Here is a 13,863-nt window from a genome sequence, read left to right on the forward strand (position 1 = left end):
GGCCAAATGCAAGCAGGTAGGCCATGGCTGAGAAGAAAAAAATCAACGGAATGATCAAGACGGTTCTCGAGCTGGGACCGACGATCGCGTTTTTCGTGATTTACCTGCGGATCAAGGATGACATGTTTGTCTTTGGCGGCACCGAGTACAGCGGTTTCATCGTGTCTGCCGTGGTGTTCATTCCGATCCTGTTGGTGGCCATGGCGATCCTGTGGCATCTGACCGGGCACCTTAGCCGCATGCAGGTCTTTACCGCCTTCATGGTGATCTTTTTCGGCGGGCTGACGGCGTGGTTCAACGACGAACGGTTCTTCAAGATGAAGACCAGCATCGTCTACGGAGTGTTCTCCGGTCTCTTGGGTATCGGCCTGTTGCAGGGCAAATCCTATCTTGCCTATGTCATGGGGGAATTGATCCCGATGACCGAAGAAGGCTGGATGATCCTGACGCGCCGCCTGTTTGTGCTGTTCCTGCTGTTGGCAGCTGCCAATGAATTTGTCTGGCGCACCATGTCGGAAGAGGCCTGGGTCAAGATCGAAACCTTTGGGTTCCCGGCTGTCCTGTTTGTCTATCTGATGCTGCAAAGCGGGTTGTTTCAGAAATATGCCCTGGAAGAGGAAGAAGGCTAAAGCCCCTCATTCCTAGCGTTTGAACAGCACGTCGTGCGACCCCTTTTCCTTGCGGAAATCACCGCGTTTCTCGGCGAATAACGCGCGGCCCCGTTGTACGGCGGGGCGGTCACCCATCCTGTCGAGCCAGCGCGCGAGGTTGGGTTTGTCGTCCAGCGTTTGTTGCTGACCTTCCCAGAGCGACGCCCAGCCCCAGATCGACATGTCGGCGATGGAGTAAAAGTCCCCGGCCACAAATTCGTTGTCGGCCAGCTGCCGGTCGAGCACGCCGTAAATACGTGCGACCTCGTTCCGGTAGCGGTCTTTGGCATAGGGCAGGTCGTTGGGCGGATCCATGGCGGGGGCATATTTGAGGAAATGATGCGCCTGACCGGCCATGGGGCCCAGCCCGCCCATCTGCCACATCAGCCATTGTTCCACGGCGACACGCTCGCGTTCGTTCGTGCCGTAGAACTGGCCGGTCTTGCGGGCGAGGTATTGCAGAATGGCGCCGCTTTCAAAGATCGAGATCGGCGCGCCCTCGGGGCCGTCGGGATCGACGATGGCGGGCATCCGGTTGTTGGGCGCGATCCTGAGGAAGTCGGGGTCAAACTGATCCCCGGCGCCGATGTTGATGAGGTGGGTGGTATAGGGCAGGTCCATCTCTTCCAGGGCGATGGAGATTTTCCAACCGTTTGGGGTGGGCCAGAAATAGAGATCGATCATATGCGCGTCCTTTTGAGTGCGCTTATGATGCCTGTCCTGTGCCGTAGGGCAAGAGCCAGCTCCGGCGCGTGCGCTGAACTTCTCGTGTTGTGTGGGTGCCGGGGTCCAAAAGGGTCTGCAAGGACTCCATCGGCAGGGTGTCCGGCGCAAAGAGCAAAGCCCGGTAAAACGCGAACAGGCCGGGGCGCAGGTAGGTGGACCAGTGGCAGACCCTGTGCAGACCCGGCGCGATTGGAAAGCCGAGGTTGTTCAGCGCGGTGCGCACCCTTGGCTGGTCGATCCGCACCGACAGGACGTTGCGCGCCGGGATGCCTTGGCTGATGGGCAGGTCGCCGTGGATCGCAGAGGGCAACGCCAGGGAAAACAACCGGTCATAAACCGCATTTTCACGGCTGGTGACGTTGAAGACTTCGCAGGTTCTGCCAGCCGGACCGGCAAGGCAATATTGCGCATGGCTGCGATAGGTCGCGCCGTTCATCAGAACGATGCGGGCCACATCATAGCGCGCTAGCGGGCGCAGGGCCTCGAGCACGACCTGCGCGCCAAGAGAATGCGCGATCAGGTTGATCGGGCGATTGGGAGTGATCGCACGGATCGAAGAGATCAGCCGTGCGAGGGCAGTGGCGGCGTCGGTCGCCGCGTTTGTGGCCTGTTGCAAGGTGCCGCGGGCGTGCCAGCCAAAGGCGATGGCAAGCCCTGGGGCGGCAGAGTGGGGACCAAAACCAAGTTGGCGGGGCCAGCTGACCGCCTTGTTGCAGGCGAATTCGGTGGCGCAGGAAAAGATATGGCCGTGAGGGCAGTGGATTGGGTCACCCGGCTGAAACCTGTAGCCGTGGACCATGATGACCACAGGTCCGGGGTGGTTCAGTGCCTCATGCAGCGCCGCGTCCAGGCCACCTTGGGCCGCATGCAGGGCGGGGCCACGGCCAATGGCATTGATTCGTATGAGTGGCATCTGAAAACCCCACAACATCTTGTGTGCGATATCCCGAATGTTTGCGCATTTATGATGAAACTATGGTTACACCTGCGTGACGGTGTTGACCTGATGCAGTCTCGGGACTAAGGAATGCGCGTGGCGATTTGTTACCGGATTGCGGGCCACAAAAGGTGTTTTTTCAATTCGCCGGAACGGCGAGGTGGGAAAACACGTGCAACAAAAGTGATGTTGTGCGCGCTTTGCCTTCCACATGCTTGGCATGTGAAATTCAAAACGCCTTGTTAAAGAATTCCGCTAAAGAGGTCAGGACGAAGGAAACCCCTGTTCGCTTGGCCGATCGGGGGTTTTTTGTTGGTCCACGCGACCTCAGGAGAATGATATGAGCGATTGGAAAACGCGCACGAACCTGGTCCATGGCGGCACGCGCCGCTCGCAATACAACGAGGTGAGCGAAGCGATCTTCCTCACCCAAGGGTTTGTCTACGACAGCGCCGAACAGGCCGAGGCGCGGTTCATCGAAACCGGCCCGGATGAATTCATCTATGCGCGCTATGGCAACCCGACCGTGGCCATGTTCGAAGAGCGGATTGCGCTGCTGGAAGGGGCCGAGGATGCCTTTGCCACGGCCTCGGGCATGGCGGCTGTCAATGGCGCGCTGATGTCATTGCTAAAGGCGGGCGACCATGTGGTTGCGGCCCGCGCGCTGTTCGGCTCGTGTCTTTACATCCTCGAAGACATTCTTGCGCGTTTCGGCGTGGAAATCACGCTGGTGGACGGCACCGATCTGGACGCCTGGCGCGCGGCGGTGCGTTCGGACACCAAGGTGGTGTTTTTCGAGTCCATGTCCAACCCGACCCTCGAGGTGATCGACGTCGCAGCGGTTTCCGAGATCGCGCATTCCGTCGGGGCGACCGTGGTGGTCGATAACGTCTTTTCCACGCCGGTGTTTTCGCGCGCCATCGATCAAGGTGCGGATGTGGTGATCTATTCGGCGACCAAGCACATTGACGGGCAGGGGCGGACGCTGGGCGGTGTGATCCTTGGCTCGAAAGAGTATATCCGCAAGACGCTTGAACCCTACATGAAGCACACCGGCGGCAGCATGTCTCCATTCAATGCCTGGGTCATGCTGAAGGGTCTGGAAACCATCGACCTGCGGGTGCGGGCTCAGGCCGAGACGGCGCAAAAGCTGGCCGAGGCGCTGCACGGGCATCCCAAGCTGCTGCGCACGATCTATCCGGGGTTGAAGGGCCACGCGCAGAACGCGCTGGTGCAGACGCAGCTGGGCGGCAAAGGTGGCACGGTTCTGTCGCTGGACATCGACGGCGGCAAGGATGCGGCGTTCCGGTTCCTCAATGCGCTGAACGTGGCGGTGATTTCCAACAACCTGGGCGATGCGAAATCGATCTGCACCCACCCGGCCACCACGACGCACCAGCGTCTGCCCGAGGATCAAAAAGTCGAGCTGGGCATCACCCCCGGCCTCGTGCGGTTCTCTGTTGGGCTTGAAGATGCGGATGATCTGATTGCCGACCTTAAGGCCGCTTTGGATCAGGTCTGAACCAGCGCTTTGCCCGTAAAACCCCTCGCGCTCGGCGTCTGAAAACAGGACGCCGACGCGATCAAAGAACGAGAACACGGCGATGATGCGGGCCGTGTCGCCCTCTACATCGGCGACGCGGTGTGGTGTGGTGTGTTTGTCGAAACCTCAGTGCAGCGGGTCGTCAATCAAATGGGGCGAGTGACGGTGTTGAGCCCAAACACTCGTAGAATGCATCGTGGCGAAGCTTCTATTTACGAACCCGCAACCCGCCTGCTTTCCATCCTTTGATCGTGTATCGAGCACTCATGCTCACGAGCGGGACATTCAGATCGGACAAGTCTTGAAGCTTGTTGATGGCTCGATTTTCGTCAAGCTCCAGTGTATGTGCAGCGGCCCAAAGTTGAACTGACGTGTCGTCATCTTTGAAAAGAGCAAACAAAAGACGATCCGCATTTTCAGCAATCAAATCAGCCAGAACCTTTTGAAGTTCATCGTGTGAGTGATTTGTCTTCTTGGCATCACCTGAACGAGTGTAATTGCCATGCATTGCAGCCCATTCGCGGTACTTTGCAATATTTGGGTTCATAAAGTCTGTCGCCTTGGCTGAGTTCTCGTAGCAACTAGACTCGCGGAAAAAACTTTATCAAGGTTTGCTTCGTCCCGCACAGCCGCCATTGCCTCCTTACCTGCGATCCGACACGGATTCGGATTGCGGCTCTTGTTCCGTAGCGACCAAAGCGGCGATTGTACGGAAATACGGGTCGTTTATGTCGTGTTTCCCTTCGAAATTGGAATTTCAACCGAGTATGGCTTAGATTAAGTAGTCTCAGGACGTGAGAAGGCTGAAACGCATGAATATCCAATCGCCTGATTCCAAGGACGACATGGCACGCCGCGATGCGGAGGACGCTTTGCGCGTCTTGCGAAACTGGGCTGCCACGGCAACGCCCACGGAAATTGCCGAGCTTGAGCCGGCGATTGCTCGATTGTTGCCGGATCAGCCCCTTGCCAACTATCCCGACCTGTCGCGCGAGTACCCCGAAGATTTCAAGGTCACCGAGGCCTATCGCGCCTCATTGCCGGATTTGCAGAACGGGCCTGCCAGCCTGATCCGGGGCGAAAAGCAGCAGATCCAGCACGTTGGCATTTCGAACTTTCGCCTGCCGATCCGCTATCACACCCGTGACAACGGCGATATCACGCTGGAAACCAGCGTCACCGGGACCGTCAGCCTGGATGCCGAGAAAAAGGGCATCAACATGTCCCGCATCATGCGGTCGTTCTACAAACATGCGGAAAAGACGTTCAGCTTTGATGTGATGGAGCAGGCGCTGGCGGATTACGTGACCGATCTGGAGTCGGTCGACGCCCGTATCCAGATGCGGTTTTCGTACCCGATGCGCATTCCGTCGCTGCGATCCGGGTTGGAAGGGTATCAGTATTACGATATCGCCATGGAAAAGGTGCAGATCGCAGGGGAACTGCACAAGGTCATGCATCTGGACTATGTCTATTCCTCCACCTGCCCCTGTTCACTGGAGTTGAGTGAGCATGCGCGTCAGACGCGCGGGCAACTGGCAACGCCGCATTCGCAGCGGTCCGTTGCGCGCATCTCGGTTGTCGCGCAGCCCGGGCCACGCCTGTGGTTCGAAGACATGATCGACCTGTGCCGCAAGGCGGTGCCGACGGAAACGCAGATCATGGTCAAGCGCGAGGACGAACAGGCCTTTGCCGAGCTGAACGCCGCCAATCCGATCTTTGTCGAGGATGCCGCGCGACTGTTCTGTGAACAGCTCAAAGCTGATCCGCGTATCGGAGACTTTCGCATTATCGCAAGCCATCAGGAAAGCCTGCACAGCCATGATGCGGTGTCGATTCTGACCGACGGGTCGTTCTTTGCGGCGTCCAGCCTGGATCCCAAGCTGTTCAACACCTTGTTCCACGTCGGCTGACGCGGAACCGGCAAAAAAGATAGTATTCTGCCGTGCGTTGGATGCGTGGTTGCCTTGTGCACCAATCCTGCCGCGCATCGGACTGTCCGTCGAATAGCGTTAGGTAAATTCCCGGTTTCCGCCCAATCAGAGAGCGGCGGTAGCCGGGTTCAGAACTTGACACCAGACGGTTCAGCCGCCAACCCTTCGCCCATGATTGACCTGCGTCCAGTTGGATATGTGATCGGCCTGTTGGTGGCCATGCTTGGGCTCGTGATGCTGCTGCCCATGCTGGTCGATATTGTGTCCGGGGACGAGCATTGGTCCGTGTTTCTGGAATGCGCCATCCTGACGTTTTTGACTGGCGGTTTTGTCGCCCTGTCCTGCCAAACCGCCAAGGGCAAGGGTTTGACCATTCAGCAGACGTTCTTGTTGACCACCGGGGTGTGGTTGACGCTGCCATTGTTCGGGGCATTGCCGTTTTTGCTGGGTGAGACCGAGGCACGGTTCGTGGATGCGTTCTTTGAGGCCATGTCTGGCCTGACCACAACGGGATCGACAGTGTTCTCAGGGCTTGAAGAGATGCCCAAGGGATTGTTGTTGTGGCGCGGGTTGCTGCAATGGCTGGGGGGCATTGGTATCATTGTTGTGGCGATGGTGTTCCTGCCTGAGCTGCGCGTGGGTGGTATGCAGATTTTCCGCTCAGAAGGGTTTGATACCTTCGGGAAAATTCTGCCGCGCGCGACCGAGATTTCCTCGCGGATTTCGGTTATTTATCTGGCAATGACCATGATGTGTGCACTGGCCTACGTGTTGACCGGAATGAACGGGTTTGACGCGACGGTGCATGCGATGACGACCATCGCGACCGGTGGTTTTGCCAATTATGACAATTCCTTTGGGGCTTTTGGACCCGGAACCGAATACGTCGCCGTCATCTTTATGCTGTTGGCGGCGTTGCCGTTTGTGCGGTTTGTCCAACTGACCGCAGGCACGGCAAGACCGCTGTTCCAGGACAGCCAGATCCGCGCCTTTATCCTTACGGCTGTGGGCGTGGTTGGCGTGATCTGGGCCTGGCAGTTCTTTGTTGCTGGTGTCCATACCGAAGCCGGTATTCGCAAGGCGATGTTCAACGGCGTTTCGATCCTGACCGGCACCGGCTATGCCAGCGCGGACTATATGCTGTGGGGCAGTTTTCCGGTTGCCGTCCTGTTTTTCACCGGCCTGATTGGCGGCTGCGCGGGCTCAACCGCGTGTTCGATCAAGGTGTTCCGCTACCAGCTTTTGTTTGCGTCCATCCGCGCACAGCTGGCCAAGGTGCAGCAACCGCGAGGTGTTTTCACGCCGCGTTATCAGGGGCGCCGGGTGGACGAAGACGTGTTGAACTCGGTCATGTCTTTCTTTGTGTTTTTTACCGTGACTTTGGGGGTGCTGGCTGTGCTCCTGGGGTTGACCGGGTTGGATTTCACCACGGCGCTCAGCGGGGCTGCGGCGGCTTTGGCCAATATCGGCCCGGGCCTTGGCGACACCATTGGGCCTGCGGGCAACTTTGCGGCGTTGAACGACACCGCCAAATGGCTTCTCAGCGCAGGTATGCTGATTGGCCGCCTCGAACTATTGGCGGTGTACGCCATCCTGACCACGCAATTCTGGAGAGCATGAGATGACCACCCGTCCTTTGGGCGCGCAGATTTCGCATATGTTGAAATCGCGCGGCGTAGATACGATTTTTGGCATTCCCGGCGTGCATAACGTCGAGATGTATCGCGGCATTGAAGAGGCCGGTATTCGTCACGTTCTGGCACGCCACGAGCAGGGCGCAGGCTTTATGGCGGATGGCTATGCGCGCGCGACCGGCAAACCCGGGGTTGCCTATGTGATCACGGGACCGGGACTGTGCAACATCATGACCCCGATGGGGCAGGCCTATAGCGACAGCGTTTCGGTTCTGGTGTTGTCCTCGTGTCTGGATGAAGCCGCCGCGCGTCGCGGTCAGTTGCACCAGATGCTGGACCAGGAAGCGGCAGCAGCCACGGTGTGCGACTGGAGTGTCGAGGCCCGCAGCGCGGAGGCGGCCTATACGCTGGTCGATCGCGCATTGACCGAGTTTCAGACCCAACGCGCGCGCCCCAAACATATCCAGGTGCCTATCGCACTGTTGGGCAGCGCAGCCGATCCCGCGCCCGCACTGCGTCCCGGAGATCATGCGGTCAGTGGTGGTCAGATGGTGCCTTTTGGGCTGTCGGGGCTGGATGAGGACCTGGCAAAGTCTCGCAAGCCGCTGTTTATCTTTGGGGGCGGGCTGGCCTCGGGATCTGCTGGCGACACAGGGTTGTCCACAGAAGTCTACGTTCGCGATCTTTTGCGGCGCTCGGGTGCGGCTGCCTTCACCACCTATGCGGGGTGCGGATTGTTGTCACCCGAGGATCCGTTGAGCTTTGGCTGTTACATCGGGCGTCCGGAAAGCGCCAAGATTATTGCCGAGTCCGATCTGGTCATTGCCATCGGAACCGAGCTGTCGGAATGCGATCTGTGGCGCAACACGTTGGGGCATGAGGCGACGTTGGTGCGGGTTGATATCGATCCGGAAGTGCTCGCCGATGAGCATCGGGCGGATATCACGTTCCAGTCTGATGGGGTGCAGTTCGTGGACGCTTTGCTGCAGAGCCTGCCCGCGGAAACCGCCACGCCGAAATGGGAGACAGACAAGATTGCCGCGGTCAGGGCACGGTTTCGCGCCGAAACGGACGCCGAGCGCCCCGGCATCGCGGATATCTGCGATGCGCTGCGGGCGGTGATGCCCGAGGATGCGATGATCTATTCGGATATGACCCAATTCGCCTATGTCGCCAAAGAGGTCTGGGACATGCCACATGCCGGCCACTGGCACCACCCCACCGGCTTTGGCACGCTTGGCTATGCCTTGCCTGCCGCCATTGGCGGTGCGGTGGCACGGCCCGGATTGCCGACGGTCTGTATCGCTGGCGACTATGGGTTCCAGTACACCATTCAAGAGCTTGGCACGGCTGTTGAGCTGGGGCTGCCGATGCCGATCCTGTTGTGGGACAATGCCAAGCTGAAAGAGATCGAAGACTGCATGGTCGCCTCTCAGATTGCGCCCAATGCGGTTGTGGCCCACAATCCGGATTTCGGCAAACTGGCCGAGGCCTATGGCGCGCTGGCCTGCGAGCCGGGTTCGCTGGAGGCGCTGCAAGAGGCGTTGCTGGCGGCGTTCGACGCGGACCGTCCGACGCTCATTCGCATGACGCCCGCGCTGAGCGGTTAACCGGGCCCTAATCGAACGCCCGCCGCCCGCACCCTGTTCGGGCGGCGAACCGTCCTGATGTGCCTGTGGTTAACGGCCAAAACCCACATCTGTATCACGTCGGTATTGCGTCGGTGTTTGACCCGTCGCCGCGGATCGTTAACGGCGCGTACGGTTGAAATCGCTTGGTGTGGCGGCGATGCCAGGGGTAGGTCGGACAAATTTGTCCGACCTACGTGTTTCTCATGCGGCTCAATTCCAGCAGCTGACCAGAACGGTCATGGCGCTGCCGATGCGGGTCAGGTCCTCGGGGGCCTGCGCGCCCGAAGACGCGTTGTTGGCGGAACGGATTCCGTTCTCGTCCAAAAGCGTCCGGATCGCATCTGACCCAACTGCAAAGCTCACGTTTTCCGGCAATTGCTGACCGTTGGCATTCACCCGAGGCAGGAGCATGCCCAGAACACCGCCCTGGCTGTCGAGAACCGGGCCGCCGGTATCACCGGGCTGCGCCATCAGGGCGAGGCGTTTGACGTCCGTCTCACCGCGCAGGCCCTTGATGTCGGACAGCGTGCCAAAGGTCATGGTTGGTGCGCCAAGCACACCTTCGTAGGAATAGCCCGCAACGGCGATTTCGGATTGCAGTCTTGCTTCGCCTTGGCGCAATGCCGCCACGCTGAGCGGGGCAAGCGTTTCCACAGGGCGCAGCAGTGCAATGCCACGGTCCGCATCCGTGGCAACGACCGTAGCCGGATAGTCACCTTCAAGTGTCAGGCGGGTGCATTCCTGCACCACTTCGGACGAGGTCACGACCGTGCCGGAGGTGTCCACGAAAAAGCCCGAGCGCGACATCTTGGGGCGGCGGATGTCGAGGCCGGACAAAAGATCGATGCTTTGTGCGGCGTTGCTGCCTGCGGCCGGGTCCAGCACGCCATCGGTGCGAGAGAAAGAGGCCTGCATTTCACCAAGAATCCGGGTGCGGCGTTCTTCATCGCCCTTGGGCCAGACCAGTGTAAAACCCTTGATCTCGCCATCCTTTAGCGTGACCTCGGTATGTGACGTGATCTTTGCGTTTTCGCCCTGCAGGGTAAAGCTCTTGTCCTTGCGCGACCGATCGCCGGTCAGGGGCACAATCTCGAGCGTCTGCATGATGTCGTAAAGACCAAACAGGGTGTTCTGATCGCCGGCCTGGCTGATCAGCAGAACCTTGGCGGGCACATCGCCGGTCGCGTCGTAGTGCACAAAGGGAAACTCGGTGTCGGCCTTGCGGACAACGCCCATCGGGATCTGCATTTCAATACCGGCTTCGGGGGCAGAGACCAGTTGCAGGTCCATGCCTTCGAGGACGGCAAAGTACTGGCTGCGCAACTCGGCGCGCTGGCGGGTGGTCAGAACCCCGGTGGCTTCGTAGCCATTGTCCTGTTGCCAGGCCGACATGGACCCACGCGTGCCGCGGCCAAAGGCGCCGTCGATGGTCGAATTGTAGAAACCTGCCCATTTCAGCCAGCTTTGCAGCTCCATGCGTTCTTGTTTGGACAACTCAGCCTCGCTTGCGCGGGCTTCGCGGGGGGTCTCGTCAATGGGGTCGGGCTGAGGTTCTTCGACAACGGTGACCGTCTCGGTCGCCCCGTCAGTGCCCAATTGCGGTCGCGTCTGCGAGGGCAGGTTCAGCACATTGGCGCCTACCGGCCAGAACTGGCTGCGGAAAGCGGCGGTTTCGACCAGGAAGCTGTCGCGCGGGATCAGGCCTTCGCTGCGGTAGACGGACAAAACCTGTTGTGCATCGGCCGGCGTGTAGGGGCCGAGCGCCACGGCGTACCAGCCGCCGCCCAGGGAAAAGCCGTTCACATCCTGAATGTCCTGCGCGTAGATCTGCGCGCGGCTTTGGGCAATGGTCAGGCTGGGTTGGGCCTCGATCTGGACCCAGGCGATGTCTTGGTTGGATTGGGCTTGTGCCACATGAACCGAAACAAGAATGGCGAAACAAAAAGACAGGAAAACGCGGATCATGCTGTTGAAGGCCCTTGTAGTGCGTGAAATCAGTGTTTGAAGGACATCTTTATCAAATCCGACGCCACATGCACGTCTATTTTGCCGAACTGCATGTCTATTTTGGGCAGTGTCGCAATTGACCCCACCCGCGTGTCGGCATAGGTAAAACCGGCAATTTCCGGAAGGGACCGAGATGGCACAGACCGACAGCAAACCGCGCAGTTTCCAAGAGATCATCCTGCGGCTTCAGGCCTATTGGGCCGGGAAGGGCTGCGCGGTGATGCAACCTTATGACATGGAGGTCGGCGCGGGCACCTTTCACCCGGCGACAACCTTGCGCTCGCTAGGGTCCAAGTCCTGGGCCGCGGCCTATGTGCAGCCTTCGCGTCGCCCGACGGACGGGCGGTATGGGGAGAACCCCAACCGGCTGCAACATTACTATCAGTATCAGGTTCTGATCAAACCCAGCCCACCTGATCTTCAGGCGCTGTATCTGGGCAGCCTCGAGGCAATTGGCGTCGACATGGAGATGCACGACATCCGCTTTGTCGAGGACGACTGGGAGTCACCGACGCTGGGTGCCTGGGGTCTTGGTTGGGAGGTCTGGTGCGATGGCATGGAGGTCAGCCAGTTTACGTATTTTCAGCAGGTTGGCGGCCATGATTGTCACCCGGTCTCGGGCGAGTTGACCTATGGTCTGGAGCGGTTGGCGATGTATGTCTTGGGCGTCGACCACGTGATGGATATGCCGTTCAACGATCCAGAGGCGCCGATTGCGCTGACCTATGGCGATGTCTTCCGGCAGACCGAGCAAGAGTATTCGCGCTGGAACTTTGACGTGGCCAACACCGATGTGTTGCTGAAGCAGTTCGAAGAGGCCGAAGCGGAATGCGGTGCCATTCTGGCGCAGGACCATGTTGACCCCAAGACCGGCAAACGCATTGTCATGGCGCACCCCGCCTATGATCAGTGCATCAAGGCCAGCCACCTGTTCAACCTGCTGGATGCGCGCGGCGTGATTTCGGTCACCGAGCGGCAGGCCTATATCGGGCGTGTGCGGACGCTGGCCAAGCAATGCGCCGATGCCTTTGTGCAGACCGAAGCCGGGGGATACGCGGCGTGAGCGGCAAGCTGATTGCAGGAGCTATCGTTGTGATTTCCTTGGTGGCAGGCATCGCCATGTATTACCTGCAGGTCTATGCGTTTTACGATGAGGTGGCAGCCTCGGGCACGGATGACGTGCGGATGACACTGCTGGCCACAGGGCAGCCAGAAGCGATCCTGTACGAGGATTTCGAGGCCATCGACTCGGAGTCGTCACCCATCCGCTACCGCGCCTGTTTCACCACAAATTTGTCCCATCCGATGCTGAGCGAGACCTATGTCGCCTATGACAAGGCCGAGCCCTTGGTGGCGCCGGGGTGGTTTCAGTGTTTTGATGCCAAGGCGCTGGGTGCAGCGCTGGAGCAGGGACGCGCCCTGGCGTTCATGGGCACGGAAAACATCACCTATGGCATCGACCGCGTTGTGGCTGTGATGGAAGACGGTCGTGGTTACGTCTGGCACCAGATCAACCACTGTGGGGAAAAGGTTTACGACGGCCAGCCGGCACCTGAGGGGTGTCCGCCAAAACCGGAGGGGTGACACGTGGACACCCAGATCGTCATACCCGAAATGATCACGGCGACCCTTGGGTTGGCAGTGTTCCTTTTGGGGGCTCGCCTGACGCGCAGGTTCGCGATTTTGCGAGAGTTCAACATACCGGAACCGGTCACGGGCGGATTGCTGGCTGCCGCCTTGTTCGCGGTGATTGCCGTGATCAGCGGCAAGGATCTGGTGTTTTCGACCACCAGCCGTGACTTTTTTCTTGTTCTGTTTTTCTCTTCGATCGGTCTCAACGCCCGCTTGGGTGACTTGATCGCGGGTGGTAAGCCATTGGCGATCCTCTTGGTTTTGACGGTGTTGACGATTGCGGCGCAGAACGTGATTGGCGTTGTGGGTGCCCTGATCTTTGATTTCCCGATGCAGGCCGGCGTTTTGTTCGGTTCTGCCGCGCTGATCGGCGGCCACGGGACGGCCATTGCCTGGGCACCCAAAGTGGGCAATGCGACCGGGCTGGAAGGCGCGCCGGAACTGGGGATCGCCGTGGCGACCATCGGTCTGATCATCGCCGCCCTCATTGGCGGACCAATCGCCAAGTTCCTGGTCGAGCGCAACGGGCTGACGCCTTCGCGGCCAGATGCGGTGCAGGCTGTGGGTATCGGCTACGACAAGGAAGACACAACCAGACCCATCACGCATGTCAGCCTGATGAAGGTGATGCTGGCGCTGAACCTGTCGATCATCGGTGGCTACATGTTGCATGAGGTCATTGCCGAAGCAGGTTTGATGCTGCCTTTGTTTGTGCCGTGCCTGATCGTGGGCATCGTGATCGGCAATCTGGTTCCGATCCTGTTTCCGAACGTGAGCCCTGTGGCCGGCACACCGTCGTTGTCCGTGATTTCCGAGTTCGCCCTGGGGGCGTTCCTGGCGATCTCTCTGATGACGCTGGACTTTGCTTCGCTGCGAGGGCTGGGTTTGCCGATTGCGGCGGTTCTGGCGGCGCAGACGCTGTTTGCGATCCTGTTTGTGATCTACGTGCTTTTCCCTCTGCTTGGCCGGGGATATCGCGCCGCCGTGCTGGCGGCAGGTTTCGGGGGGTTTGCCCTGGGCGCGACGCCAACCGCCATTGCCAACATGACCGCTGTGACCAAACGCTACGGGCCTTCGCCCATAGCCTTTGTCGTTTTGCCCTTGGTTTCAGCCTTTTTCGTCGATATTGCCAACGCGATCATTATCCAGATGATTGTGAGCCACTAAGG

At 59.3% G+C, this 13,863-nt stretch carries 12 protein-coding genes; 8 read left to right on the plus strand and 4 right to left on the minus strand.

The features are described from left to right. Positions 1 to 23 precede the first annotated feature (23 nt). The gene (locus EK369_RS19640) at positions 24 to 629 is read left to right on the plus strand and encodes an inner membrane-spanning protein YciB (protein WP_127115976.1); all 606 of its coding nucleotides are present in this window, start codon (positions 24 to 26) and stop codon (positions 627 to 629) included. Positions 630 to 641: 12 nt separating this feature from the next. On the opposite strand, the gene EK369_RS19645 is transcribed toward EK369_RS19640, so the two are convergent. Both EK369_RS19645 and EK369_RS19650 read right to left on the minus strand, forming a co-directional pair. Continuing rightward, positions 642 to 1,334 (minus strand): glutathione S-transferase N-terminal domain-containing protein, encoded by a 693-nt coding sequence (locus tag EK369_RS19645; RefSeq protein ID WP_127115977.1) that lies wholly within the window; start codon positions 1,332 to 1,334, stop codon positions 642 to 644. 22 nt (positions 1,335 to 1,356) lie between these two features. Next, the gene (locus tag EK369_RS19650; protein ID WP_164727056.1) at positions 1,357 to 2,289 is read right to left on the minus strand and encodes an alpha/beta hydrolase; all 933 of its coding nucleotides are present in this window, start codon (positions 2,287 to 2,289) and stop codon (positions 1,357 to 1,359) included. 364 nt (positions 2,290 to 2,653) lie between these two features. Here EK369_RS19650 and metZ point away from each other — a divergent pair, with 364 nt between their 5' ends. Next, positions 2,654 to 3,835 (plus strand): O-succinylhomoserine sulfhydrylase, encoded by a 1,182-nt coding sequence (gene metZ, locus EK369_RS19655; protein ID WP_127115979.1) that lies wholly within the window; start codon positions 2,654 to 2,656, stop codon positions 3,833 to 3,835. A gap of 229 nt (positions 3,836 to 4,064) precedes the next feature. On the opposite strand, the gene EK369_RS19660 is transcribed toward metZ, so the two are convergent. Beyond that, complete coding sequence (locus EK369_RS19660; RefSeq protein ID WP_127115980.1) at positions 4,065 to 4,403, minus strand: DUF2019 domain-containing protein; 339 nt, start codon at positions 4,401 to 4,403, stop codon at positions 4,065 to 4,067. 265 nt (positions 4,404 to 4,668) lie between these two features. On the opposite strand from EK369_RS19660, the gene folE2 reads away from it, so the two are divergent. The 3 genes from folE2 (at position 4,669) to EK369_RS19675 (ending at position 9,034) form a co-directional block, all read left to right on the plus strand. Beyond that, positions 4,669 to 5,769, plus strand: coding sequence for a GTP cyclohydrolase FolE2 (folE2, locus tag EK369_RS19665; RefSeq protein WP_127115981.1), 1,101 nt, complete (start codon positions 4,669 to 4,671; stop codon positions 5,767 to 5,769). A 192-nt stretch (positions 5,770 to 5,961) separates the two neighbouring features. Continuing rightward, positions 5,962 to 7,410, plus strand: a complete 1,449-nt coding sequence (locus EK369_RS19670) for a TrkH family potassium uptake protein (protein WP_127115982.1) — start codon at positions 5,962 to 5,964, stop codon at positions 7,408 to 7,410. Position 7,411: 1 nt separating this feature from the next. Further along, complete coding sequence (locus EK369_RS19675) at positions 7,412 to 9,034, plus strand: thiamine pyrophosphate-binding protein (protein ID WP_127115983.1); 1,623 nt, start codon at positions 7,412 to 7,414, stop codon at positions 9,032 to 9,034. Positions 9,035 to 9,265: 231 nt separating this feature from the next. Here the strand turns inward: EK369_RS19675 and EK369_RS19680 are convergent, their stop codons facing one another. Further along, entirely contained in the window at positions 9,266 to 11,020 is a 1,755-nt protein-coding gene (locus tag EK369_RS19680) for a serine protease (protein WP_127115984.1), read from the minus strand. A gap of 175 nt (positions 11,021 to 11,195) precedes the next feature. Between EK369_RS19680 and EK369_RS19685 the strand changes: the two genes are divergently transcribed. Genes EK369_RS19685 through gltS form a run of 3 tightly spaced genes read left to right on the plus strand, consistent with a single transcriptional unit; the run spans position 11,196 to position 13,861 of the window. Then, complete coding sequence (locus tag EK369_RS19685) at positions 11,196 to 12,125, plus strand: glycine--tRNA ligase subunit alpha (RefSeq protein WP_127115985.1); 930 nt, start codon at positions 11,196 to 11,198, stop codon at positions 12,123 to 12,125. Further along, the gene (locus EK369_RS19690) at positions 12,077 to 12,646 is read left to right on the plus strand and encodes a DUF6446 family protein (RefSeq protein ID WP_127115986.1); all 570 of its coding nucleotides are present in this window, start codon (positions 12,077 to 12,079) and stop codon (positions 12,644 to 12,646) included. Before EK369_RS19685 ends, EK369_RS19690 begins: the two co-directional genes overlap by 49 nt. Before the next feature lie 3 nt (positions 12,647 to 12,649). Next, the gene (gene gltS, locus EK369_RS19695; protein ID WP_127115987.1) at positions 12,650 to 13,861 is read left to right on the plus strand and encodes a sodium/glutamate symporter; all 1,212 of its coding nucleotides are present in this window, start codon (positions 12,650 to 12,652) and stop codon (positions 13,859 to 13,861) included. The last annotated feature ends 2 nt before the right edge of the window (positions 13,862 to 13,863 follow it).

It is taken from the genome of Shimia sediminis (assembly GCF_003990645.1).
GTDB classification, from domain to species: Bacteria; Pseudomonadota; Alphaproteobacteria; order Rhodobacterales; family Rhodobacteraceae; genus Shimia; species Shimia sediminis.

Coding starts and splice junctions, on each gene's coding strand:
- EK369_RS19645 (WP_127115977.1), bottom strand. CDS start 1,334: ATGATCGATCTCTATTTCTGGCCCACCCCAAACGGTTGGAAAATCTCC.
- metZ (WP_127115979.1), top strand. CDS start 2,654: ATGAGCGATTGGAAAACGCGCACGAACCTGGTCCATGGCGGCACGCGC.
- EK369_RS19680 (WP_127115984.1), bottom strand. CDS start 11,020: ATGATCCGCGTTTTCCTGTCTTTTTGTTTCGCCATTCTTGTTTCGGTT.
- EK369_RS19675 (WP_127115983.1), top strand. CDS start 7,412: ATGACCACCCGTCCTTTGGGCGCGCAGATTTCGCATATGTTGAAATCG.
- EK369_RS19690 (WP_127115986.1), top strand. CDS start 12,077: ATGCGCCGATGCCTTTGTGCAGACCGAAGCCGGGGGATACGCGGCGTG.
- EK369_RS19685 (WP_127115985.1), top strand. CDS start 11,196: ATGGCACAGACCGACAGCAAACCGCGCAGTTTCCAAGAGATCATCCTG.
- EK369_RS19650 (WP_164727056.1), bottom strand. CDS start 2,289: ATGCCACTCATACGAATCAATGCCATTGGCCGTGGCCCCGCCCTGCAT.
- folE2 (WP_127115981.1), top strand. CDS start 4,669: ATGAATATCCAATCGCCTGATTCCAAGGACGACATGGCACGCCGCGAT.
- EK369_RS19670 (WP_127115982.1), top strand. CDS start 5,962: ATGATTGACCTGCGTCCAGTTGGATATGTGATCGGCCTGTTGGTGGCC.
- EK369_RS19640 (WP_127115976.1), top strand. CDS start 24: ATGGCTGAGAAGAAAAAAATCAACGGAATGATCAAGACGGTTCTCGAG.
- EK369_RS19660 (WP_127115980.1), bottom strand. CDS start 4,403: ATGAACCCAAATATTGCAAAGTACCGCGAATGGGCTGCAATGCATGGC.